The organism is Shewanella sp. MF05956, from assembly GCF_059758055.1.
In genome coordinates this window covers 231,896-256,518 of the sequence record NZ_JCAYNV010000003.1, presented here as the reverse complement: position 1 = coordinate 256,518, position 24,623 = coordinate 231,896, and the positions used below count along the sequence as shown (strand labels likewise).

General features: G+C 42.7%; 22 protein-coding genes and 1 pseudogene. 16 read left to right on the top strand and 7 right to left on the bottom strand.

Features of this window, described 5'->3' with window-relative positions:
* Positions 1 to 92: 92 nt before the first annotated feature.
* Entirely contained in the window at positions 93 to 344 is a 252-nt protein-coding gene (locus tag AC19MX_RS04815) for a BolA family protein (RefSeq protein WP_188953551.1), read from the top strand.
* Positions 345 to 359: 15 nt separating this feature from the next.
* Entirely contained in the window at positions 360 to 1,619 is a 1,260-nt protein-coding gene (murA, locus tag AC19MX_RS04810; protein WP_498296743.1) for a UDP-N-acetylglucosamine 1-carboxyvinyltransferase, read from the top strand.
* 109 nt (positions 1,620 to 1,728) lie between these two features.
* Here murA and degS read toward each other — a convergent pair whose 3' ends face one another.
* Positions 1,729 to 2,808 carry an outer membrane-stress sensor serine endopeptidase DegS gene (degS, locus tag AC19MX_RS04805; protein ID WP_432400028.1) on the bottom strand — a complete coding sequence of 360 codons (1,080 nt, stop codon included), beginning with the start codon at positions 2,806 to 2,808 and terminating at the stop codon, positions 1,729 to 1,731.
* Between the two features lie 176 nt (positions 2,809 to 2,984).
* Positions 2,985 to 4,334, bottom strand: coding sequence for a Do family serine endopeptidase DegQ (degQ, locus tag AC19MX_RS04800; RefSeq protein WP_498296741.1), 1,350 nt, complete (start codon positions 4,332 to 4,334; stop codon positions 2,985 to 2,987).
* Between the two features lie 315 nt (positions 4,335 to 4,649).
* On the opposite strand from degQ, the gene zapE reads away from it, so the two are divergent.
* From zapE to rlmB, 8 genes are all read left to right on the top strand, one after another.
* Positions 4,650 to 5,762: a cell division protein ZapE gene (gene zapE / locus AC19MX_RS04795; RefSeq protein ID WP_498296739.1), complete on the top strand. Its 1,113-nt coding sequence runs from the start codon at positions 4,650 to 4,652 to the stop codon at positions 5,760 to 5,762.
* 259 nt (positions 5,763 to 6,021) lie between these two features.
* On the top strand, positions 6,022 to 6,450 hold the full coding sequence (gene rplM / locus AC19MX_RS04790) for a 50S ribosomal protein L13 (protein WP_011638797.1): 429 nt from the start codon (positions 6,022 to 6,024) through the stop codon (positions 6,448 to 6,450).
* Between the two features lie 17 nt (positions 6,451 to 6,467).
* Positions 6,468 to 6,860 carry a 30S ribosomal protein S9 gene (gene rpsI, locus AC19MX_RS04785; protein WP_432400025.1) on the top strand — a complete coding sequence of 131 codons (393 nt, stop codon included), beginning with the start codon at positions 6,468 to 6,470 and terminating at the stop codon, positions 6,858 to 6,860.
* Positions 6,861 to 7,006: 146 nt separating this feature from the next.
* Positions 7,007 to 7,192, top strand: a complete 186-nt coding sequence (locus AC19MX_RS04780) for a DUF2065 domain-containing protein (RefSeq protein WP_432400024.1) — start codon at positions 7,007 to 7,009, stop codon at positions 7,190 to 7,192.
* Positions 7,193 to 7,264: 72 nt separating this feature from the next.
* On the top strand, positions 7,265 to 8,560 hold the full coding sequence (locus AC19MX_RS04775) for an adenylosuccinate synthase (protein WP_432400023.1): 1,296 nt from the start codon (positions 7,265 to 7,267) through the stop codon (positions 8,558 to 8,560).
* A 146-nt stretch (positions 8,561 to 8,706) separates the two neighbouring features.
* A complete protein-coding gene (locus AC19MX_RS04770) occupies positions 8,707 to 9,324 on the top strand; it encodes a tetratricopeptide repeat protein (protein ID WP_498296737.1) in 618 nt (205 codons plus the stop codon).
* 36 nt (positions 9,325 to 9,360) lie between these two features.
* Positions 9,361 to 11,835, top strand: coding sequence for a ribonuclease R (rnr, locus tag AC19MX_RS04765; protein WP_498296735.1), 2,475 nt, complete (start codon positions 9,361 to 9,363; stop codon positions 11,833 to 11,835).
* A gap of 4 nt (positions 11,836 to 11,839) precedes the next feature.
* Positions 11,840 to 12,583, top strand: a complete 744-nt coding sequence (gene rlmB, locus AC19MX_RS04760; RefSeq protein ID WP_432400019.1) for a 23S rRNA (guanosine(2251)-2'-O)-methyltransferase RlmB — start codon at positions 11,840 to 11,842, stop codon at positions 12,581 to 12,583.
* A 73-nt stretch (positions 12,584 to 12,656) separates the two neighbouring features.
* On the opposite strand, the gene AC19MX_RS04755 is transcribed toward rlmB, so the two are convergent.
* Complete coding sequence (locus AC19MX_RS04755; RefSeq protein WP_498296733.1) at positions 12,657 to 14,051, bottom strand: MFS transporter; 1,395 nt, start codon at positions 14,049 to 14,051, stop codon at positions 12,657 to 12,659.
* Positions 14,052 to 14,347: 296 nt separating this feature from the next.
* The gene (locus AC19MX_RS04750; RefSeq protein WP_432400016.1) at positions 14,348 to 15,100 is read right to left on the bottom strand and encodes a DUF481 domain-containing protein; all 753 of its coding nucleotides are present in this window, start codon (positions 15,098 to 15,100) and stop codon (positions 14,348 to 14,350) included.
* A gap of 215 nt (positions 15,101 to 15,315) precedes the next feature.
* Between AC19MX_RS04750 and rpsF the strand changes: the two genes are divergently transcribed.
* From rpsF to rplI, 4 genes are read left to right on the top strand one after another with little or no spacing between them, the layout of a single operon-like run.
* On the top strand, positions 15,316 to 15,711 hold the full coding sequence (rpsF, locus tag AC19MX_RS04745; protein WP_432400015.1) for a 30S ribosomal protein S6: 396 nt from the start codon (positions 15,316 to 15,318) through the stop codon (positions 15,709 to 15,711).
* A gap of 8 nt (positions 15,712 to 15,719) precedes the next feature.
* Positions 15,720 to 16,022 carry a primosomal replication protein N gene (gene priB / locus AC19MX_RS04740; RefSeq protein ID WP_160052670.1) on the top strand — a complete coding sequence of 101 codons (303 nt, stop codon included), beginning with the start codon at positions 15,720 to 15,722 and terminating at the stop codon, positions 16,020 to 16,022.
* Between the two features lie 12 nt (positions 16,023 to 16,034).
* Positions 16,035 to 16,262: a 30S ribosomal protein S18 gene (rpsR, locus tag AC19MX_RS04735; RefSeq protein WP_006083042.1), complete on the top strand. Its 228-nt coding sequence runs from the start codon at positions 16,035 to 16,037 to the stop codon at positions 16,260 to 16,262.
* A gap of 42 nt (positions 16,263 to 16,304) precedes the next feature.
* Entirely contained in the window at positions 16,305 to 16,757 is a 453-nt protein-coding gene (gene rplI, locus AC19MX_RS04730; protein WP_432400013.1) for a 50S ribosomal protein L9, read from the top strand.
* Positions 16,758 to 18,206: 1,449 nt separating this feature from the next.
* On the opposite strand, the pseudogene AC19MX_RS04725 reads toward rplI, so the two are convergent.
* Positions 18,207 to 20,396, bottom strand: a pseudogene (locus AC19MX_RS04725) (S46 family peptidase); the annotation flags it as partial.
* Positions 20,397 to 20,526: 130 nt separating this feature from the next.
* On the opposite strand from AC19MX_RS04725, the gene dnaB reads away from it, so the two are divergent.
* Together dnaB and alr are read left to right on the top strand one after the other, a co-directional pair.
* Positions 20,527 to 21,933, top strand: a complete 1,407-nt coding sequence (gene dnaB / locus AC19MX_RS04720) for a replicative DNA helicase (RefSeq protein WP_432400011.1) — start codon at positions 20,527 to 20,529, stop codon at positions 21,931 to 21,933.
* 122 nt (positions 21,934 to 22,055) lie between these two features.
* The gene (alr, locus tag AC19MX_RS04715; RefSeq protein ID WP_432400010.1) at positions 22,056 to 23,174 is read left to right on the top strand and encodes an alanine racemase; all 1,119 of its coding nucleotides are present in this window, start codon (positions 22,056 to 22,058) and stop codon (positions 23,172 to 23,174) included.
* 152 nt (positions 23,175 to 23,326) lie between these two features.
* Here alr and AC19MX_RS04710 read toward each other — a convergent pair whose 3' ends face one another.
* Together AC19MX_RS04710 and AC19MX_RS04705 are read right to left on the bottom strand one after the other, a co-directional pair.
* Complete coding sequence (locus tag AC19MX_RS04710) at positions 23,327 to 23,797, bottom strand: chemotaxis protein CheX (RefSeq protein ID WP_432400009.1); 471 nt, start codon at positions 23,795 to 23,797, stop codon at positions 23,327 to 23,329.
* Between the two features lie 635 nt (positions 23,798 to 24,432).
* A complete protein-coding gene (locus AC19MX_RS04705) occupies positions 24,433 to 24,591 on the bottom strand; it encodes a diguanylate cyclase domain-containing protein (protein WP_498296731.1) in 159 nt (52 codons plus the stop codon).
* Positions 24,592 to 24,623: the final 32 nt, after the last annotated feature.

Here is a 24,623-nt window from a genome sequence, read left to right as displayed (position 1 = left end):
TATTCGTTTGATGAGTAATAGTCTGATAAATATTAGGTTTATAAGCACGAGTCTTATAAACAAGAGTTTTATAAGTAAAGGTAATAGATTTCATGGATTGCAAAGTTATTGAACAAATTTTGACAGAAGCACTGTCTTTGACAGAAGCTCATGTAACGTCAGACGGAAGCCATTATAAAGTGGTAGCAGTAGGAGAGTGCTTTGATGGCCTGAGCCGAGTTAAGCAGCAGCAAGCTATTTATGCTCCATTATCAGAGCAAATTTCCAGTGGCGAATTACACGCACTCACTATCAAAACGTTTACGCCGACCCAGTGGAAGCGTGAAAAACTTTTTAACATGTAAGTACTGAGATTCACTGTGGATAAATTAACAATTATAGCCAGCAAACCGCTTGCTGGTGAAGTCGTGATCTCTGGTGCAAAAAATGCTGCCTTGCCTATTTTGATGGCTGGCGTATTAGCTGAAACAGATTTTATTGTTTCAAACGTGCCTAATTTACGTGACGTCAACACCAGTTGTGAGCTTTTACGCTGTCTTGGTGCAGAGGTTGAGCAACTAGAGGGGAGTCGTGTTCGTATTTCAACGACCAACTTAAATGAGTATTGCGCACCGTATGATCTAGTCAAAACCATGCGTGCTTCAATCCTTATTTTAGGGCCATTATTGGCCCGTTATGGTACTGCTGACGTCTCTTTACCTGGCGGTTGTGCTATTGGTGCTCGCCCGGTTAACCTTCATTTACACGGTTTAGAGCTTATGGGCGCTAAAATTGAAGTCAAAGAAGGCTACATAAAAGCGCGTGTTGATGGTCGCCTCAAAGGTGCTCATATCTTTATGGATATGGTGAGCGTTGGCGCTACTGAAAACTTATTAATGGCAGCAGCATTAGCAGACGGCATCACCGTGATTGAGAATGCTGCCCGCGAACCTGAAGTGACAGATTTAGCCAATTGCTTAATTGCCATGGGCGCTAAAATAACTGGCATAGGCACAGCAACGTTAAAAATTGAAGGTGTTGAGCGTTTATCGGGTTGTGAATACCGTGTAATGCCAGACCGGATTGAAACCGGTTCTTTCCTTGTTGCCGCAGCGGTAACTCGCGGTAAAATTCGTTGTGTATCTGCAGACCCAAGTGCATTAGAGGCTGTGCTTTCTAAGCTTGAGGATGCCGGCGCGACGATTACAACAGGTGAAGATTGGATTGAGCTTGATATGCACGGTAAGCGTCCAAAAGCTGTGAATATTAAAACGGCACCTTATCCTGCTTTTCCGACAGACATGCAAGCACAGTTTTGTGTATTAAATGCTCTGGCAGAAGGAACGGGTAGAGTCACTGAAACGATTTTTGAAAACCGTTTTATGCATGTTCCAGAAATGAGCCGTATGGGTGCCAATATCGAGCTTGAAGGCAATACTTGTATTATTCATGGTATTGAACGTTTAAACGGTGCTCAAGTAATGGCGACCGATTTACGTGCTTCAGCTAGTTTAGTGATTGCAGGGTTAATGGCCGACGGCATGACAACGGTAGATCGTATTTATCATCTCGACCGCGGTTATGAACATATTGAAGCTAAGTTCCAAGGCCTTGGTGCTGAAGTCGTTCGTGTGAAGTAACAGGTTCTATTGCTGTACTAAAACGCGACTAAAAACCAGCGACAAAAAAGCCATTCACTGAAAAGTTGAATGGCTTTTTTATTGCTATGGCAATGGGCAATGGCTGCAATTATTCCGGTTCGTCAGCTTTCTCGGCAATTATCACCGGTAAAGTCTGCTTTTTTCCTTCACGAATAATCGTCATGTTCACTTTTGTACCTGGAGTGGTTTCTGCAATACGGTCCAGTAGCATTTCTACACCGGGTACATCTTCTTCATTATATTGAGTTATCACATCTCGTGGTGCTAAACGTGCGCGAGCGGCAGGACCATCGGGGTCAATACCAGTCACTAATACACCTTTTAAATCAGGCAAGTTAAGAATTTGCGCCACCACAGGGTTTAATGGTTCGCCAGAAATCCCTAGGGCACCACGGATAACGCGTCCATGTTTAATTAATTTATCCATAATGCTGTGAGCTAACTTTATCGGAATAGCAAAACTAATCCCATTACCGCCGTTATCACCGCCAACCTGAAATGCAGCGGTATTGATACCGATTAACTCACCGCTAGTATCAATTAATGCACCGCCAGAGTTACCTGCATTAATCGCGGCATCAGTTTGTAAAAAGTCTAAATAACCTGAGCTTAAGCCGTTACGACCTGTCGCGCTAATAATGCCTTGAGTAATGGTTTGGCCAATATTGTATGGATTGCCAATGGCCAATACTACGTCACCCACTTGAGCGGGGTTATAAAGATTAAAGGGTACGACAGGTAAATTGTCACCTTCGATTTTAAGCACTGCTAAGTCTGTTACGGGATCAGAACCAACGACTTCGGCGGTAAACTTACGGCCGTCTTGCAGCGCAATCACAATCTCATCTGCTTTTTTTATCACGTGATAATTGGTTAGCACATAACCATCTTTACTCATAATAACCCCAGAGCCTAAGCCCTGCAGTGAACTTGAATTTAATGGGTTACGCTGATCAATGCTTAGGCTATAAATATTAGCGACTGCGGGTGCCGCACGGCGAACCGCTTTGGCAAATGACAGTTCTGAACCGCCACTATGTACCGTTGATAAACCACTATTGAGGGCGTTATTGGGTAACACTGAGGTAATAACTAAAAAAACAGCTGCCATGATCAGGCCAAATACCGCAGCTTTAACTATATAGATGCATGTGTCTTTAAAATTCATGGCCTGAGATTTGTTGAAGAAAATGAACTTTATATTAACATAACTCAAAAAATTAAGCATCGACCAAACTGGGGCCGATGCTTAATTATTCAAGTCACATCACAGTCATTAACACCTTGATAGTTAATGACTGTAGACAGAAACGTGCTCGCTACATTTGTGTCAGTTGATTAAGACTAACGTAACACTAGGTAGAGTAAGTTATTGTCACGAAGTATCTTTAATGCCACTGAACTTTGGTTTTCTTTCAGCGCTTCTTTTAATACTTTTAAGCTCGAAATTTTACTGCGATTTAAGCCGACAATTAAATCTCCTTTTTGTAATCCACTCACTGCAGCGGGCGAACCTTGGGCAATATCTGTGATCTCAATACCTTTCTTACTGTCTTCTAAAGTTGCACCTTGTAGCATAGGGTGCACATTGCCCGCTTCAGCTTCTACTTTGTCAGCTTCACCTAGAGTTGCTTTAATCGTTTTATTATCGCCATCACGGATAATACCAAATTCGACTTGTGCTCCAGCGCCCATGGTGGCAACTTTGGCGCGAAGTTCTTGGAAGGTTTTAATACTGCGGCCATTAAGGCTAACAATAATATCACCTGCTTTTAATCCGGCTTTGTCTGCTGCACTCTTTGGAATGACTTCATTAACAAAGCCACCATGTTGAGTATCTAAGCCAAACGCTTTAGCCAGTTCATTATCAAGATCTCGCCCTGAGACGCCTAATACTCCGCGGCGCACTTCGCCATGTTCGATGATTTGCTCAACGAGGTTGTTAACCATGTTTGCTGGTATCGCAAAACCAATGCCGACATTACCGCCATTAGGTGCAACAATGGCAGTGTTAATCCCAATGAGTTCACCTTTTAAGTTCACTAATGCGCCGCCAGAGTTTCCACTGTTAATGGCTGCATCTGTTTGAATAAAGTTTTCGAGCATTTCAATGCCTAAACCGCTGCGACCTAATGCACTGACAATACCAGAGGTGACGGTTTGCCCTAAACCAAAGGGATTACCAATGGCCACGGCAAAATCACCCACGCGGATATTGTCTGAGTCAGTTTGACTAATGGCGGTCAGATTTTTGGCTTCGATTTGCAGCAATGCAATGTCAGACTCTTTATCTGCGCCAATCAGCTTTGCTTTAACTTCACGGCCATCATGTAAACCAATTTGAATCTCATCCGCGCCATTAATGACGTGATTATTGGTGATAATGTATCCTTTCGCTGCATCGATGATGACACCAGAACCTAACCCTCTAAAAGGGCGCTCTTGGACTTGTTCCTGCGGAGCGTTAGGCCCAAAAAAGTAACGAAATACATCCGGTACGCGTTGTTTTGATACTTGAGTACCCGACACTGCAACAGATACCACAGCAGGAGTGGTGCGTTCTAACATAGGCGCAAGACTTGGCATTGCCTGGCCATCAACCGATTGTGGAATCGCGGCTTGAGACACTGCTGGAAACATCGTTAGCGATGCGGTCAATAATGCTGCAGAAAGTAAGCTTAATTTGGTTTTCATGTATTGGTAGCTCCTAGATGCCTTCAGTTTGATACTTAAAATATGTGGTTTGAAAGCATGATTTCAAAGTTAAATATCGTTAATCAATTTGGTTGTTGTTCATTCGGTTGTTTGTGTTGGCTGTTTAATCAATAGTGATGCTTAAATAGCGGCAAATAAATTCGGTTATGCTGAGTTATTTATTCAGAGTAAAGCACTAAACGTTAGTTCCATATTGATTAACAAAGCTTAATTTGATCGTTTATAGCGGTTACTCGTATTGAATATTTAATGTTATTATCCGCAGCAATTATTTGATGTAAGAGAGTCGTAATCGTGTCGCAGTTAACTCCTTGGCAGCATTATCAGCAAGACCTTACCCGAGATGATTTTTCACATGATGCCGCACAAGAACAGGCAGTAAAATCATTACAACGAGTTTACGATGAACTGATTAACGCAAATAAACCGGCGTCGGGCTTATCTAAGTTTTTTTCGGCTGTGGGTGTAAAAGGCAAACCTATTCCGGTTAAAGGTCTATATTTGTGGGGCGGCGTCGGACGCGGAAAAACCTACCTAATGGATACGTTTTACGATGCCTTGCCTGGCGATCGTAAATTGCGAGCTCACTTTCATCGTTTTATGCATCAAATTCATCACGATCTTACTGACTTAAAAGGTGTGCAAGATCCGCTGATCAGCATTGCAAAAAAAATGGCTGGCCAGTATCAGGTGATTTGTTTTGATGAGTTTTTTGTCTCTGACATTACCGATGCCATGTTGCTGGGCACATTATTTCAAGAATTGTTTAAACAAGGCGTCGCGCTAGTCGCAACCTCAAATATTATTCCTGATGAGCTGTATAAAAATGGCTTACAGCGTGCACGATTTTTACCTGCTATCGCATTAATTAATCAACACTGTGAAATTCTCAATGTAGATTCTGGCATTGATTATCGCCTACGTACATTAGAGCAAGCCGAGATTTATCACTATCCGTTAGATGAGCAAGCTGACATTAACTTGCTGCATTATTTTGCCCAATTAGCGCCAGAGTCTGAAGTGCAAACCGCTGCGATTGATATCGATGGACGAGCGATTACGATTCGTCAGCAATCACAAGGTGTACTGCTAATTAATTTTAGAGACATGTGTGATGGGCCGCGTTCACAGCGTGACTATATGGAAATAGCTTGCCAGTATCATACGGTGTTGCTCAGTGGCATAGAGCAAATGGGTGCGCAGCAAACGGGCGACGATATCGCCAGACGATTTTTAGCCATGGTAGATGAGTTCTATGAACGTAATGTCAAACTGATTGTATCTGCTCAAATTGAGCTTAAAGACATTTATACCGATGGGCAGCTGACTTTTGAGTTTAGGCGTTGTCGTTCACGCTTAATCGAAATGCAATCGAGGGATTATTTGGCCTTAGAGCATTTACCTTAAAGGTGTTCTTTGCATTTAAGCGCTGGAGATTTCATCGTGAATTTGAATAGAGTAATTTATTTTGAAATATCTCAAAAAGCAGGTGATCTTTGGTTTCTCTTTGCGTATAATCTGCGACCTGCCCGCGTTAATCCGCCAATTTGGGCGGAAGTTGTAAGCCAATATTCATGTTCGAAGGGGCAAGAATCGGTAATTTTGTGTTGATTGCAACCTGCAATCGGCATGTGAGACAGAAAATTAACTTTGGGTTTTTGTAATAATGAAGACTTTTACTGCTACACCAGAAACTGTAACTCGTGACTGGTTTGTTGTTGACGCTGAAGGCAAAACTTTGGGTCGTATCGCAACTGAAATCGCAACTCGCTTACGTGGCAAGCATAAGCCAGAATACACTCCACACGTTGACACTGGTGATTACATCATCGTTATCAATGCTGAAAAAGTGACTGTAACTGGTAATAAAGCTGCTGGTAAGATTTACTACTCTCATTCAGGCTTCATTGGTGGCATTAAGCAAATCAGCTTTGAGAAGCTTCAAGCTCATAAGCCTGAAATGATCATCGAGAAAGCAGTTAAGGGTATGTTACCAAAAGGTCCTTTGGGCCGTGCTATGTTCCGTAAACTTAAAGTTTACGCTGGCACAGAACATAACCATGCTGCACAACAACCACAAGTTCTTGATATCTAAACGGGAGGAGTAAGCAAATGTCTGCAACTCAGTACTACGGCACTGGCCGTCGCAAAACATCTACAGCTCGCGTTTTCGCTAAAGCAGGTAGTGGCAATATCATCGTAAACCAACGTCCTTTAGATGTATATTTTGGTCGTGAAACAGCTCGTATGGTTGTTCGTCAACCATTAGAGTTAGTTGAAATGACTGATAAGTTAGACATCTATGTAACTGTTAAGGGCGGTGGTACTACTGGCCAAGCTGGTGCAATTCGTCACGGTATTACCCGTGCACTTATGCAACTAGATGAAGCTTTACGTCCTACTCTACGTAGCGCTGGTTTTGTTACCCGTGATGCTCGTAAAGTTGAACGTAAGAAAGTTGGTCTACGTAAAGCACGTCGTAAGCCACAGTTCTCTAAGCGTTAATTCGTTTTTTGGATTCAAAAAACCCAGCATATGCTGGGTTTTTTATTGCCTAAAATAAACATAATAAATTGTACCGTTTAGCGCATAATCGAGATCAATAGATTAACTTACTTAATGGCAATACTACTTTATTTGAGGCTTTTAGCATGAGTTTACAATTACTAATGACCGCTTTTGGCCTAGTTTTAATTATTGAAGGCCTAGGGCCGTTGCTTTTTCCTCACAAATGGCAAAAATATTTATTTGAGCTTTCTACACAAAAGCAAAATGTTCTCAGACGCTTAGGTGGAAGCCTTGTTACCGCTGGAATTGTTTTATTGATTATTTTTTAATAAAACACTTGCCTATAACCCCCTAAAATCTGTTAAAATTCTATTTTATACCACAAGACGTTGCAGCTAATAATGGGCAAAAATGTAGTCGTACTCGGCACTCAATGGGGTGACGAAGGCAAAGGTAAGATTGTCGACCTTTTAACAGAACAGGCAAAATACGTAGTTCGTTACCAAGGCGGCCACAATGCCGGTCATACTTTGGTAATTGATGGTGAAAAAACCGTTCTTCATCTTATTCCGTCAGGGATTTTACGTGATAACGTAAAATGCATTATCGGTAATGGTGTGGTTGTCGCTCCTGATGCGTTGATGAAAGAAATCAACATGCTGAAAGGCCGCGGTGTACCTGTAGAAGAGCGTTTACTTATTTCTGAAGCGTGTCCGCTTATTCTTCCATTCCATTGTGCACTTGATATCGCTCGCGAAAAAGCGCGTGGTAATAAAGCCATTGGTACAACAGGTCGCGGTATTGGTCCTGCATATGAAGACAAAGTCTCTCGTCGCGGTTTACGCATCGGTGATTTGTTTAATGCAGAGCTTTTTGCGACGAAGTTACAAGAAGTCATGAAATATCATAACTTCATGTTAACTGAGTACTACCAAGCTGAAGCCGTTGATTACCAGCAAACACTTGATGATGCATTAGCGATTGCTGATTATCTGAAGAGCATGTGTACTGACGTCACTGAAATGTTAGATGTTGCGCGTAAAGCGGGTGAGCCAATCTTATTTGAAGGCGCACAAGGTACATTATTGGATATCGACCACGGTACATATCCATTTGTAACTTCATCAAATACTACAGCAGGTGGTGTAGCGACAGGTTCAGGTTTTGGTCCTCGTCACTTAGATTACGTGCTTGGTATTATGAAAGCGTACACTACTCGTGTAGGTGCTGGTCCGTTCCCAACAGAACTTGCTAATGAAATCGGTGATTATATCGGTGAAAAAGGCCAAGAGTTTGGTGCAACTACCGGTCGTAAGCGTCGTCCAGGTTGGTTAGATGCAGTGGCAATGCGCCGTGCAGTTCAAATCAACAGCGTCAGCGGTTTCTGTTTAACTAAATTAGACGTTTTAGACGGCCTTAAAGAAGTTAAAATTTGTGTTGGCTATGAATATCCTGATGGAACAGTGTCAAAGGTTACCCCTTTAGCTGCTGAAGGTTATGAGCTAGTGACGCCGATTTATGAAACGATGCCTGGTTGGAGCGAAGTGACTTACGGCGCAACTTCAATTGAGCAATTGCCAGAAGCGGCAATCAATTATATCAAGCGTATCGAAGAGCTTTTAGAAACGCCTATTGATATTATCTCTACTGGTCCGGACCGAAATGAAACCATGATTTTGGTTAATCCGTTCAAGTAAAGATTAAGAGGCCGCGATAAGCGGCCTTTTTTATGAGTACCGCTAAAATAGTATTGAGCATGCCGCGTCTTTTCTCTGAGGGTAACACTCAAGAAATGCGCTATACTGCCGATGGATAAGTCATCATCGTGTTATTGAGAATCCTTATGTTGCGTATATCTTTAGTCCTTTTTAGCCTAATCTCGGCCAATGTATTTGCATTAGATGAGGCTGTCGATATTTATAGCGATCAACAACTGATATCACTTATCCAATCGAACCAATATTTACAGCGCGTTAAAGCAGACGATTGTCAATTAGTGCAAGATGTTGAGGCGCGAGCAGAAGTTTTACAACAACCCTTATATCAATTTTTATGGGGTGAAATGTTAATTAATGGCGTTTGCGTAAAAGCGCATCCGTCTCGCGGTATGATGTTATTACAAACATCAGCGGAGCAAGGTAGCTCTGAAGCCATGGTAAAATTGGCGGATTACTATTATCGCGGTAAACTAGTGGTGAAAGATCCTAATCGCGCAGTGCAATATATATTGCCTGCAGCTGCTAATGGCAATTTAGCCGCTAAAATGATGTTAGTTCGCTTATTTGGCGAAGGTTACGGTAGCCCGACCGATTATGAAATGGGTTATCACTGGTTGTATAACAGTATATTTGATAACGATGCCGAACAGAAAAAGGCCTCGTCTTTATTGCAGGTGTTAGCTGCAAAAATGCCCGCCAGTGTAGTGGCCAGGGCTCAGCAGCCTCAGCTGTACAAACGTTAAGGCTCCACAGTATGGAGCAAATTATTTGGAAATTGAATGATCAACGATCCTCATTTTGATAGAGAGCAAGACAAGTACGACAATCCTATTCCTAGCCGCGAGTATATTTTAGAGTACTTGCGCGCACAAAAGTCTCCTGTTACCCGCGACAAAATAGCCGAAGCACTAAAAATAACCGAAGAAGAGCCATTAGAAGCACTTCGTCGTCGTTTACATGCGATGGAACGAGACGGCCAATTGGTATTTACTCGTGGCCAAAGTTACGGTTTACCTGAGCGCATGGATTTGTTGTCAGGTAGTGTCATTGGGCACCGTGATGGTTTTGGCTTTTTTAAGCCAGATGAAGGTGGCGATGACTTATTCATCAATAACCGTGACATGCTGATGTATTTTCATGGTGATAAAGTATTGGCTCAAAAAGCGGGTACTGATCGCCGTGGACGTCGCGAAGCACGGATTGTGCGCTTGGTGCAAGAGCGCACCGCAGCACTCGTTGGCCGCTACCACGTAGATGGTGGTATGGGCTTTGTGGTTGCTGATGACCGCCGTATTACTCAAGAAATTTTAATCGATAACAACGATCGTAATGGCGCTAGAGCTGGCGACGTTGTCGTGGTTGAATTAACCCGTCGTCCAGGCCGTTTTGTTAAAGCTGCCGCCAAAGTAACTGAAGTGCTGGGTAAAACCATGGCGCCAGGTATGGAGATCGAAATTGCATTGCGTAATTACGATTTACCGCATACCTGGTCAGCGATTATCGAGAAAAAACTAAAACGTATTCCAGACGAAGTCACCGAAGAAGATAAACTCGGTCGTGTTGATTTACGTCATTTACCGCTTGTCACTATTGACGGTGAAGATGCGCGAGATTTTGACGATGCGGTATACGCAGAAGCTAAACCAAGTGGTGGCTGGCGTTTATGGGTCGCGATTGCTGATGTCAGTCATTATGTTAGAACCGACTCAGCACTCGATGTAGAAGCGCGTGCACGTGGTAATTCCGTTTATTTCCCGTCGCAAGTTATTCCTATGCTGCCAGAGAAAATCTCTAACGGTTTATGTTCATTAAAACCGCATGTCGACCGTTTATGCATGGTTGCCGAGATGACCATTTCTGCAGCGGGCAAGCTATCGGGCACTAAGTTTTATTCCGCGGTGATGCATTCACATGCACGTTTTACTTATACGCAAGTTGCCGACATGCTTGAAGGCGGCTCGATTGCACCAGAACACGAAGCATTATTCCCGCATTTATTGTGTTTGCAGTCGCTGTATCTAACCCTGGATGAGCGCAGAGCTGAGCGTGGCGCAATTGCGTTCGAAACATTGGAAACGCAGTTCATTTTCAATGAAGATCGTAAAATTGATAAAATTGTACCAAGAGGTCGTAATCAGGCGCATAAGATCATCGAAGAGTGCATGATTTTAGCCAACGTAGCGTCTGCAAAGTTTGTTAAAAAGCATAAAGGCGAAGTGTTATATCGTGTTCATGAAGCGCCATCTGAACAAAAGTTAGCAAACTTTAAAGAGTTTTTGGCTGAACGCGGGTTAAGCATGGATGGTGGTTTAGAGCCCACGCCAACAGATTACCAAAACATCATGTTGAAAATTGCTGATCGCCCAGATTTTGAGCTTATTCAAGTGATGTTACTGCGATCAATGCGCCAAGCTATTTATAGTCCTGATAATGAAGGTCACTTTGGTTTAGCATTAGAAGCTTATTCGCATTTTACTTCGCCAATTCGTCGCTATCCTGATTTGATTTTGCACCGAGTCATTAAATATTTACTCGCAAAAGAGCAAGGTCAAGTGGGTGACAAATGGACTCAAGATGGTGGTTATCTCTACCAAATTGAAGAGTTGGATTTATTGGGTGAAGAATGTTCAACAACTGAGCGCCGCGCTGATGAAGCAACCCGTGATGTCAGTGACTGGTTGAAGTGCGAATACATGCAAGACCATGTTGGTGATACCTTTGAAGCGGTCATCGCATCGGTCACCAGCTTTGGTTTGTTTGTGCGCCTTAATGAATTATTTATTGATGGCTTGGTCCATATTTCAAGCTTAGCCAGTGATTACTATCAATTTGATCAAATGCGTCAGCGTTTAATTGGTGAGAATACTCGCCAAGTCTATCAAGTGGGTGATGAGGTCACGGTTAAAGTGGCTGCAGTGAATTTAGACGACCGTCAAATTGATTTATTGATGGTAGGTGACAACAGTAAAGGTACAGGTAAAACCGCGCGTAAAGGCAGTAAGCCGACAACTGCTCGCCAACGTGTTAATGCTGAAGGTGCTAAGTCAGCACGAGGTAAATCATCTGCGAAGTCTGATAAACCTAAATCTGACAAGCCTAAAGGCAGTAAGCGTCGTTCAAGCGGAAAAGCTTCATCGCCAGCGGCAAAACCAGCGGCGGTAAAAAAACCTTCTGCAGTTGCACAAAAAACAGATGCAGCAAAACCAGATTCTAGCGTTAAGAAAACCCCTGCCAAGCGCAGCAAGAGAAAGTAATTAAATGAAAAAACAAGATACCATTTTTGGCATTCATGCTGTTCAAGCCTTATTAGCCAATAGCCCTGAGCGAGTCATCGAATTGTGGCTATTACAAGGCCGTGACGATGAGCGTTTAATGCCATTAATTCAAACCGCTTCAGAGTTTGGTACTACGCTGCAGCGTGCTGCACGTAAAGTGTTAGATGAAAAAGCTGGTAGCTCTCAGCACCAGGGCATTGTGGCTCGTGTTAAAGCCACTAAACCATTAACCGAAAATGATTTAGATGCGTTATTAGATAAAACAGACGTACCATTTTTATTGATATTAGACGGTGTAACTGATCCGCATAATTTAGGTGCGTGTTTGCGTAATGCCGATGCTGCAGGTGTACATGCTGTTATTGTACCGAAAGACAACTCAGTAGGCTTAACCTCTACCGTGAGCAAAGTGGCTTGCGGTGCGGCTGAAACTATCCCATTATTTCAGGTGACCAATTTGGCCCGCACTATGCGCCATCTTCAAGAGAAAGGTGTGTGGATTGTAGGCACTGCAGGTGAGGCTGATGGCAATGTTTATCAAGCGGATTTAAAAGGTCCGTTAGCGATTGCTATGGGCGCGGAAGATAAAGGTTTACGTCGCTTGTCACGCGAAAGTTGCGATTCATTAGTGTCTATCCCAATGTCTGGCAGTGTTTCAAGCCTTAACGTGTCTGTTGCTACAGGTATTTGTTTATTTGAAGCGGTAAGGCAACGTCTAGGCGCATAAGCGTTTTGTGCAAATAAAAAACGGCGATAATCATCGCCGTTTTTTTATATTTGAATCTTTATATGATTGAAAGTTAGCGCCGACTCATCTCGTTATCGACATCTTCATCATCAATGGCATTTGCATAAGCGGCGTTATAGTCCGGTTGATCTTCTGCATCATCTTGCTCATCGTCAATGATATCGTCAAGTCTATCAAAGGCATCATCAGCGGGATAAATCATCTGTTCGTTAACCATTTCAACATTCACCCTTGGATCCAGCGATGCTGCTAATGGTGAGCTGACTAAGTCACCACCGGCCATCACATAATCACCTGTAGAGTGTTGTTCTGCTTTCTGGCGAAGATTAATCCACATTAACCGTGCTAATAAGGTAAATGAGCATATTGCCATAAAGCCATAGAGCATTTGATCGCCGAGCACTTGCATGAGCCCAGATGCGACTAATGGGCCAATACTGGCACCAATACCAAAGGTGACTAAGATGGTGGCTGACAAACCGACACGCTCGTGTTGTTCGACTCGTGAGTTGGCTAAGGCTGTCGCTAATGGGTATAGCGTAAAGGCTAGTATGCCAAATAAGCTGGTGAGTATGAGCGAGTAAACGGAATGAAACGGCACTATGGTGATAATTAATACGAGTACACCAAGTAACGCACAATTAATTCTAATCAGTAGGCTGCGCGAAATAATGTCCGACAATTTGCCCATTGGCCATTGTGCTAATAGGCCTGCGAAAATGGTACACGACATATACATCGCGACATGTTCAGGATCGATCCCCTTTGCGGTGGCGTAAGAGGGAGCAAGACCATAAAAACAACCGACTATCATACTTCCCAAAGCAATAGTTGATAATGCCTGTGGTGCACGTTGCCAAAAGTGACCCATTTTTAATGGCGCTGGAGTAAGTGGTTCTGGGTGGATTCTGCGAGTGATGGAAATGGGCACGATGCACAGTGCAAAACAAATGGCGATCAATAGTAGTGGCTCAATGCCAAGTTCAGGGTATAAGCTAATTGCACCTTGACCGGCCATAAGCCCGAGGTAAGAGACAATCATGTAACTGGCAAAGACGGTGCCGCGCTGATTGGTTTCTGCTTGCTCGTTTAGCCAGCTTTCTAAAACCATATATTGACACATCATGCCCATGCCAACAGCAAGACGTAATATTAACCACACGGTTAGGTTGTCAATCAGTGCATGGCCTAATGCAGATGCCGTAACAATCCCTGCACAGGCGACGAAAGCACGAATATGGCCCACTTGTGCTATTAGTTTATGGCCCACTTTAGACCCACAAACAAGGCCAATATAGTAGGCTGACATCATGCCGCCTATCCATATTTGAGGCACATGCATATTCGTTAGGCTTAAGCCTAAATAAGTGGTGAGTAAACCTGCAGCGAGCACCATCAAAAAAGTGGTGCTATATAATGATGCAAAACTGCGTAGCGGGCTGTCCATAACTGCGCCTCGATAGTTTCAGTAAAACGGGTACACCTTACTGAATGAATGGCTTGTTTCGTTTCATTTCACTTATGCTAAATAACCGGTACATAGGATAATCAAGGTCTTTCAAGAACGCCCTGTCCTGCTAACTGCGTTATTCTTTATATAAGAAAACTGACAACAGGCTAGCCATTGACGCGTCAATTCGCCTTGTTAGTAACACAAATGACAAGCTTGAAAGTGAGTCTACATTAACCTATTAATTGTTAATGTCGTTAACTCATCCCTTATCCTGATTTCAGGTTAAATCATTATTGAAACGTATATAACAAGTTGAAAGTTGTCACTGTATCGGTATTTTTACTGTCTTCAGGGACGACTTCAGTGTACTTGATGTTCATACCTATTTTAAATGCCCAATCTTGAATAAAGGTATTTTTATAACTCATATCAAGGGTTAACGTATTGTTCTCTAAACCGGTTTCGGCTGTTACGTCGGCATTAAAGCTAGTGTATTCTTGTAATTTTACATTGTACTTGGCAGCAGAACGCAGAATGACATCACGGTTTTCATCTGGATACGGGTCTTCGGTACTGGCTTGTGGTTGGTCATAACGGTAACCTGGGCCGGCTTCAAGGCTGAGTTTAGTTCTGCTGTTTTTAATTAAATCAAAACCATAACCGCTTGAGATAGTGGTTATGCGGGTATAAGAGCCAAATTCGTTCCACGTAAATTCACCACGGCCGAATACATAACCTCGGTCTAACTTATAGTTTGACTGTAAAAACAGTTCATACTTTTCTGCCGTCGATTCACTGCCATCGGCGGCATAATAAGCTTTGACCGTCGCTTCTTGCTTAGTTTTTAACGTGTCATAAGTTAAATAAGTACGGCCGTTGAAGTTTTTAGTTTCGTTGTTGCCGCTGTTTAATTGTAAACCAGCTTCAACCTCGGCATTAAAACTCGTCGTCGGTTCTTGATAATCGGGTGGAACTAAAGCCCATGCTGGAGCTGACAATAAGAAGAGGAAGCATGTAGTAACTAGATTTTTTAAGGTCATCATTAAATTGCTTTATTCTGTGATGGCGTAAACGCAAGGTTTTTGACTGCCGACATCATACCTGCAATCAAGTTTGCTGAAAAGAGAGTTATTACTTGAGTTTCACTCTATGTTTATGTATCATCGCGCGCTCAAATCAGTCACTTTAATTCGTTCCTTGCCTCCACATTGGTCCGACTGAGCCAGAAAAGAGGCTACTTAACCGTAAGGAGCAATAAATGCGTCATTACGAAATCGTATTTATGGTTCACCCAGATCAAAGTGAACAAGTCCCAGGTATGATTGAGCGTTACACCGGTGTTATCACCGCTGCTAACGGAACAATTCACCGTTTAGAAGATTGGGGCCGTCGTCAATTGGCATACCCAATTCAAGACCTACATAAAGCTCACTATGTTCTTATGAACGTAGAAGCATCTGCAGAGTCTATGGAAGAGTTAGAAACAGCTTTCCGTTTCAACGACGCTGTTCTGCGTAACATGGTAATGCGCACTAAAGTTGCCGTTACTGAAGCTTCTCCTATGGCAAAAGCAAGAGACGAACGTGATTCACGTCGTTCACCTTCTGATGACCGTAGCAATGAAGAAGAAAGCGCTGAAGAAAACGCTGAATAATTTATTCTGTGAATAACCACTTAACCTTGTTTGGTACGGTTACCCGAACTAAACGATTAAATAGCCCTAGCGGGATAAACCATACGGTTATTACGGTAGAGCATAAATCACAGCGATATGAAGCAGAGTTATTACGTAACGTATACTGCATTATACAGGTGATATTAAGTGGTCCACGCTTTAATAGCGTAACAGATAAATTACAAGCAGGTGTGCAGGTTGAAGTAGAAGGGTTTCTTTCACTACAACAAGGACGAAATGGTCAAAACCGTTTAGTTTTGCATGCTGAAAATGTCGAATTGAAAACTTAGGAGACTGTCAAAATGGCACGTTATTTCCGTCGTCGCAAGTTCTGCCGTTTCACCGCTGAAGGTGTTGCAGAGATTGATTACAAAGATATCGTTACTTTAAAGAACTACATCACTGAAAGCGGCAAGATTGTTCCTAGCCGTATCACTGGTACTAGTGCTAAATACCAACGCCAACTAGCTCGCGCTATCAAGCGTGCTCGTTATCTTTCTCTACTGCCATATACTGATTTACATCAGTAATATTGCAGTATTAATTCCTAATCGAATAAAGAGGATTTGATAATGAACGTTATTCTGCTAGATAAAGTTGCAAACTTAGGTAGCTTAGGCGACCAAGTTTCTGTTAAAGCTGGTTATGCTCGTAACTTCCTTTTACCATATGGTAAAGCGGTTGTAGCAAACGCAGCAAACACTGAAGTATTTGAAGCTCGTCGTGCTGAATTAGAAGCTAAATTAGCTGCTGAATTAGCTACAGCGACTGCACGTGCTGAAAAATTAACTGCATTAGAATCAGTTGTTATTGCTTCTAAAGCAGGTGATGAAGGTAAATTGTTCGGTTCAGTTGGCAACCGTGATATCGCTGATGCAGTTACTGCAGCTGGCGTTGAACTTGCTAAATCTGAAGTCCGTTTACCTTTAGGTGCTTTACGCACTACTGGTGACTTCGAAGTTGAAGTACAAGTACACGCTGAAGTTAAAGCAGTAGTTAAAGTTTCTGTTGTTGCAGAAGCTTAATTACCTTTAGCTCCATAAAAGAACACCGCCTCAGGGCGGTGTTTTTTTATGGGCGATATTTATACCACTCAATATAAGAAATACTTGATTTAGATTTTAACGCAGTTATTGAGTTTTAGTTTAGAACGTTGAGCGAAGAATAATTAGCGATGCTGTTCTTTAATCATGGCAAATATTGAGTGTCTCAAGAAACTAAATGTTATAAATGACAATATATTTATATTGATTGGAATGGCGTTAGACATCTATCGTATGGAATCTGTTACACCCTCGGAATGAACACCTTGCGATGTTCATTCCATACAGATTATTTAATGATTATTCGACTTCTGATCATTGTTTTTCTTCAGCATCACTCACTGCTTGGCTCGATATATTATCAGTCTGTACTTTAGGCTTCGCTTTTGCATTGCCTGTAGATATTTCAGTATCAGCTTTCTTTTGCTCTACCGTTTGAGCCGTTGCTTCAGCAGCCTCCTCAGTTAAGGCTTCAACGGTTACTTCAGTGGACGTTTCGGTTTCTCTTGAAGATAGTGCTTCCGTTGGTACTTCGGCTAACGCTTTAAGTGGTGCATGAGCTTTTAGTTCAGTTTCTACTTCTACTTCAGTTTCTACTTCTACTTCAGTTTCTACTTCAGTTTCTACTTCAGTTTTTATACCAGAGGTTGTTTCAGTAATGACTTCAGACGCCGCTTCGGTTACTGCTTCTGTAGAAGTTTCGGCTGATTCTTCTGCTACGGTTTCCGTTGATGTCTCAGCTACGATTTTCTTTGGTATTTTGCCTTCGGCTGTCGTTAACGTTTTAGCATTAGTATTAACGACCTTCTTTGGTGCTTCGACAGCAACTTCAGTTGTCGCTTCGGCTACTGCTTCAGTTGTCGCTTCGGCTACTGCTTCAGTTGTCGCTTCGGCAGCTGCTTCAGTTGTCGCTTCGGCTACTGCTTCAGTTGTCGCTTCGGCAGCTGCTTCAGTTGTCGCTTCGGCTACTGCTTCAGTTGTCGCTTCGGCAGCTGCTTCAGTTGTCGCTTCGGTTACTATTTCAGTTGTTGCTTCGGCTACTGCTTCAGTTGTCGCTTCGGCTACTACTTCAGTTGTCGCTTCGGTTAATACTTCAGTTGTTGCTTCGGTTACTACTTCAGTTGTTGCTTCGGCAGCTGCTTCAGTTGTCGCTTCGGTTACTATTTCAGTTGTTGCTTCGGCTACTGCTTCAGTTGTCGATTCGGCTGATACTTCCGTTAACGCGTCGGTTGTGGCTTCAGTTGTCGATTCGGCTGATACTTCCGTTAATGCGTCGGTTGCGGCTTCAGTTGTCAGCTCTCCAGCAACTTCAGCATTCGCTTCAACGAGTGCTTCTGCTTGTGTTTCTACTGAAGCATCAATTGGCATTTCCGTTATCATTTCTGTTGCGATAATAGTGGTGGTCGGCGTGATCACTTCTGGTATGTCAGAGTTTCTGGTCAGTGATAATTCTTTAATTAAGTTATCAGCGTGGTCAACTTTATCCATCATCCATAGTATGTAGCGAATGTCGACGTGGACAGCGCGGGTGATGGTTGGGTTAAAGAACCAGTCTTTAGTGATAGCTTCGTAGGTTGAGTCGAAGTTAAGTCCGACAAGTTCACCTCTACCATTAAATACTGGCGAACCTGAGTTACCACCGGTTGTGTCTGCGCTGGATAAAAAGTTAACCGGTACAGAATTGAAATCGGCAGGTTTGTCTAAACAAGACATAAACTGGCAGCTGCTCTGCTGTTTATATACTGAGGTGACACGGTGATCACCTAAGTCACCCGACTTAATAGCGGCCAACAATTTAGCCGGAACATTATAAGGTTCTTTACCTGTGTGCTTTGCCAACAACCCTTCTAAGCGAGTAAAAGGCTGTTTGTAGGTGGCGTCTTTAGACAGATAACCATCGACCATGCCGTAAGTGATACGTAAGGTGCGATTTGCGTCTGGGTAAACGGGCCAGTTATTAGACTTGTAATAGTTAATAATAGCTTTCATGTATTCAGGGCGTGCTGACGACAACTTACCGTCGAGTATTTTTTCGCGTTTCTCTAACGCCATATTGGTGTCGTGGATCGCAACAGCTAAACGAATAAAGGGATCTTCACTGGTTTCAAAATCTATGGCTGTCTTTTTCATCCAAGCAAGACGTTTTGTTTGGTCTGTGAGCTCTGTTAATGCATATAAGGCTTCAACTTTAACTTCTAAGGCTTCAAAGTTGCCGGTAATACTCAGTGCTTTATCAAACACTTTATTTCTAAGTGGCTGCCTCACATAAGCTTGTAAATCTTGTAACCACAACGTTTTATCCACCGCAGGGTCAAAGCTGCTATCAATACGTCTTAGTGCAGCTTTAAACATTTTCATGTCTCTAAGCTGATATCCTGGTTCACGTTTGTCGTTGGGTTTCTTTCTTTCTTTTGCTAAACGATACAGTTTACTGGCCGTATTAAGCATTTCGCTCGATTGGGCATTTTTAAAGAAGTAGTTTGTTTGTGATTGCTCGTGCTGTTCAGTCAGTAATGCTTCAAGATTACTGATCACATCTTGATTGGCAGTAGGGTCTTTTTTTAACCACGCTAAAAAGTCATTTTCACGTTGCTGTTTAATGCCGACAATATCGGTGGCATTAAAGCCATCGAGAAGGCCATTGAACTTTTTCATGCGATTGGCCATCGATGCCATCGTACCGGCATATTTTAAGGCAATTTCTTTATCAATCGCGCCCATAAAGTTCACGGTATCAATTTGTAATTGATACCGTTTAGCGTAAGTAGGGTAAATCCAATCACTGGCAAATTGCAGTTCGCTGGTGAGGTTATAACGGCTGGTTGAACCTGGGTAACCCGCGACAAAAATACCGTCTCCGGCTTTAACACCGTCCGCGTTAATTTTTAGGTAGCTTTTAGGTTGATAGGGCACATTGTCTTGATTAAACGTCGCCGGTTTGCCGTCTTTACCGACATAAGCGCGTAAAAAGGTAAAATCACCAGAATGACGTGGGTATTCGTAATTGTCGATGTCACCACCAAATCCACCGACCGTTTCGGGGGGAGCATAAACCAAGCGCACATCGCGAATAATCAGTTTTTTAGTGAGGTAATACTCGAGACCATGGTGAAAGTCATCGACTTCGCAGCGGTAGTTACTGTCGATTTCACACTCTTTCACTAATGCTTTGCTATTGGTTTGGATCTGCTCGAAACGGGTTAAAGGTTCGTCGCTTAAGTTGGTGAGTACTTTGCTGGTGACGTCGGTCACTTCTTCAGTAATGTAAAGGCGCTCATTAGGCCCCGCCGACGGTTCTTCTGCTTGGGAATGTGCTAAAAAGCCATTTGCCAAATAATTATGTTCTTTTTTGCTGTTATATTGAATCCCACGATAGGCACAATGATGGTTTGTGACAACTAGGCCTTGGGGCGATACAAAACTGGCGGTACAATAGCCCAAGCTGACGACAGCGTTCATTGGGTATTGGCCTAAGTCGGCAAGCTGAGATGCAGGAATATCAATGCCACGTTGTTGTAATTTGTCGGCAATGGACAGCATTTGGTAAGGCTGCCACTGTCCTTCATCAGCATAAGCGAAACAGGATGTCAGCACTAATGCTGCAACAAGTGCAATACGCATGTATTTTCCTTAAATGAATAATTTATTAACCGTTGACTGAGGCGTCGTTTTCATTCTAAATGACTGCATTTTAAGCTTAGTCACGGTGTTATACCATATTTTATAAAGTCGTTGTAAATTGGGAGCGTTAATGTCACAACAAGGTGCTTTTAAAGCCAGAAATAGGCAAAAAGATGCAGAAGTAAATGCATTAAAACTGCCTCCACATTCGATTGAGGCTGAGCAGTCCGTTTTGGGCGGCTTGATGCTCGATGCTGAAGCGTGGGACCGTGTTTCTGAAGCGGTTGTGCCTGAAGATTTTTATTCTCGCTCACATCGAATGATTTTTAATGCGATGCAAAAGTTAATGGAGTCTGGGCAGCCGCTCGACTTAATTACCGTCTCTGAACAGCTCGAAATCGAAGATCAATTAGACGACGCTGGCGGTTTTGCTTATTTAGGCGAAATTGCCAAAAATACCCCCAGTGCCGGTAACATTTTATCTTACGCTGATATCGTGCGTGAACGTGCCGTGGTACGCGACATGATTGGGGTAGCACATGAAATTGCTGATGCGGGTTATAACCCAGAAGGTCGCGACTCAAGTGCGTTATTAGATTTAGCCGAAAGCAAGGTGTTCAAAATTGCCGAAATGCGTACAAACGCCAATGAAGGCCCTGAGAACATCAAAAGTATTCTTGAAAAAACCGTCGACAGAATCGAGCAACTTTATAACAACCCACATAATGGTGTGACGGGCGTATCGAGTGGTTTTGGCGATTTAGACAAAATGACGGCCGGTTTCCAAGCGGGCGACTTAATCATTGTGGCGGCACGTCCATCGATGGGTAAAACCACCTTTGCGATGAACTTGTGCGAACAAGCCGCGATGAATGAAGACAAGCCTGTGCTTATTTTCAGTCTCGAGATGCCGTCAGAACAGATTATGATGCGTATGCTGGCCTCACTTGGCCGCGTCGATCAAACTAAAATTCGTACCGGCCAATTGGATGACGAGGATTGGGCACGTGTTTCATCTACGATGGGGATTATGCTTGAACAAGGCAAAATGTACATTGATGATGGTTCAGGCTTAACCCCAACGGAAGTGCGCAGCCGCGCCAGACGTATTGCCCGTGAACACGGTGGTTTGTCGATGATTATGATCGATTATTTGCAGTTAATGCAGGTGCCATCGTTAAAAGATAACCGTACATTAGAGATTTCAGAAATCTCGCGCTCGTTAAAAGCCTTAGCAAAAGAGCTCGAAATTCCGGTTATTGCACTATCGCAGCTTAACCGCTCACTAGAGCAACGAGCAGATAAACGTCCTATTAACTCAGACTTACGTGAATCGGGTGCGATTGAGCAGGATGCCGACTTAATTATGTTTATTTATCGCGATGAAGTGTATAACGACAACTCTGAAGATAAAGGCACCGCCGAGATCATTATAGGTAAACAGCGTAACGGTCCTATTGGGCGTATTCGCCTTGTATTCCAAGGGCAATTCTCTCGATTTGATAACTATGCTGGACCACAGTTCGAAGAAGATTAATTTTTGATTATCAATTATTTAATTTTACTTCGTGGTTATTTATGATCTTCAGTTAGCGATAGAATATCTTGGTTTTACTCGTAACATGCGTCATGTTTTTATTGTTTAAATAAGGCTCTCTATTGAAACCGTTTCCTCGTGCAGAAATCAGCCGTTGCGCATTACAAAGTAACTTGGCGCAGCTGCGTCTTATCGCCCCTAAAAGTAAAATCATGGCGGTTGTAAAAGCCAATGGTTATGGTCATGGTTTGTTAAATGTGGCTGAAAGCGTTGGTATATTGAATTTTGTCGAAAGCGTTGGCAAATATCATGGTGGTGCCGATGGGTTTGGCTTAGCAAGGCTTGAAGAGGCATTACAGCTGCGCGCTGGCGGTGTCGAAGGTAAGCTTTTATTATTAGAAGGCTTTTTTCGTCAGTCTGACTTACCTATACTGGTCACTCACAATATTGATACTGTGGTTCATCATGAATCGCAATTGCAAATGCTTGAGACCATTAAGCTTGATAAACCGGTAACCGTGTGGATAAAAATTGATACTGGCATGCATCGCATTGGTTTTACTTTGGATCAATTTGACAGTATTTATCAACGTTTATTGCAATGCCCACAGGTGGCTAAGCCTATTCATTTAATGACTCATTTTGCCTGCGCAGATGAGCCAGATAACAAGATGACGCAAACACAAATGAATGCGTTTGAAGAGCTCATCAGTGGTTTAGACGGCGACCGTACTCTGGCAAATTCTGCCGGTACATTATTTTGGCCATCAAGCCAGGCAGATTGGATAAGACCAGGAATCGCCCTTTATGGTGTCTCTCCTGTTGTTGGCGATAAAGGCACTAATCATCGGCTTATTCCAGCCATGGAGTTAGTGTCTAACATTATTGCAGTGCGTGAGCACAAGGCCGGTGACAGTGTTGGCTACGGTGCATTCTGGACCGCCAAGCAAGATACTCGATTGGGTGTCGTCGCGATTGGATATGGTGATGGTTACCCGCGCAATGCCCCAGAAGGCACACCCGTTTGGATTAATGGCCGTAGAGTACCCATTGTGGGCCGTGTGTCTATGGACATGTTAACGGTAGATCTTGGCGCCGATGCGCAGGATAAAGTGGGCGACAGCGTACAACTTTGGGGTAAAGCATTGGCGGTTGAAGAAGTCGCGGAGCATATCGGCACGATTGCTTACGAGCTAGTGACCAAATTAACTCCTAGGGTGCTGGTAGAGTTGCTCGATTAGTCGTTTAAATAGCATAAACATGTGATAAAAATGGCCAACTTACCATAGTAAGTTGGCCATTTTTATGTGTTCTTTAGGTCAATGCACTAAAATAATCGTTAACATAAAAATCATCGTTAATAATTATTATCCCTAATGTAGGCTCGCCAGCGTTATTTTGCATCTTCGAAACAAATTTCAATAAAAGCATTACCGTATTCATGTGTAAAAGGCATCATGATTTTTTTGCCGCGTGCTTTGTGAGAAATCGTATGATTTTTGCCTGACACTACCGCTGGTGTTGCCATATCAAAGTCATAACCTTTTTCGCTGAGCAAATTCTTTGCACCGCCAGTCACCATATTGGTGATTTCACCGACTAAGTCAGTCACTTCATCATTAATAGTGTTAGGTTTTTCACCGAGCATTTTATTCATGATTTCTAGAATTAAGGTTTGCTCAAAGGTAATAGACAGCGAGCCACGGGTTTTAGGACCCACCATACCAATCAAACCAGAAACATCGCCTTTAGCAAGGTCATGGTTTTTGAGTTGGGGTTTACCGGGCTTAAGATCCATTGTCGCCATAGTTGAGATTACATTGATCAAAGAAACAAGAAATGGGTTAATGAATTCAACGTTCATAGGCAAAGATGTCCTCTAGATTAAAAATGCTAAATCAGTTTCATGCAAATTATCGGTGTTTACCCCAGTATTATATCTGCACGTTAGCTTAAATATACACCGATTAATATTTAGGGTCCGTTGATCTTTCAAGGTTGTTTTTGCAGCGAATTGTTGGCCACTACTCACATGTATAACTGCGCGGCAGGGACTTTGAGGTGTAGTTATTCTACATAAAAGTCGATAACGCCGTAAAAATAGTCAACAAACGCTGCCCGAAGGGTTCGGCTAAAAACGTTTTACTCTTTGTTGAATGGATTTTGCTTAGATGACTAGGCATCAATCCATTCGCCTCGATTAAAACGTTTTTAACTCGAACAAAATTCAACCAACAAAGATCAACAGACCCTAGGCAAATTCTTATGAATACACACTATATCAGTAAAGTGAAATACAAGTTAAAGCTTAGAACACAAAAAACAAATTGAAAGAGACATTGCTCGTAAAAACAATTTTTATACAGAGATTTGGTGTTGTAGATAGATAAGCTGACCGGCAGTGACTGTTTATTGTGTAAGTTGCTTCGTTATCGAGTACATACCGTTTTAGTAAGCCAAATATTGATATATCAAAAGGTATGAATCAGTTTTACTCTATTAGCAAGATGCCTTTATTGGCCAAAGTACAACCTTATTTCTCCCTGTTGTTTTAGCTTTGTAGAGTGCTTCATCAGCTTTAACAAGCATGCTGTCTAACGACATTTCGGGATGCTCATCATTGGTCGCAATACCGATACTGACTGTTCGTTTCTTCACTTTTTTAGCGTAACGATATTCTGTTAAATGAA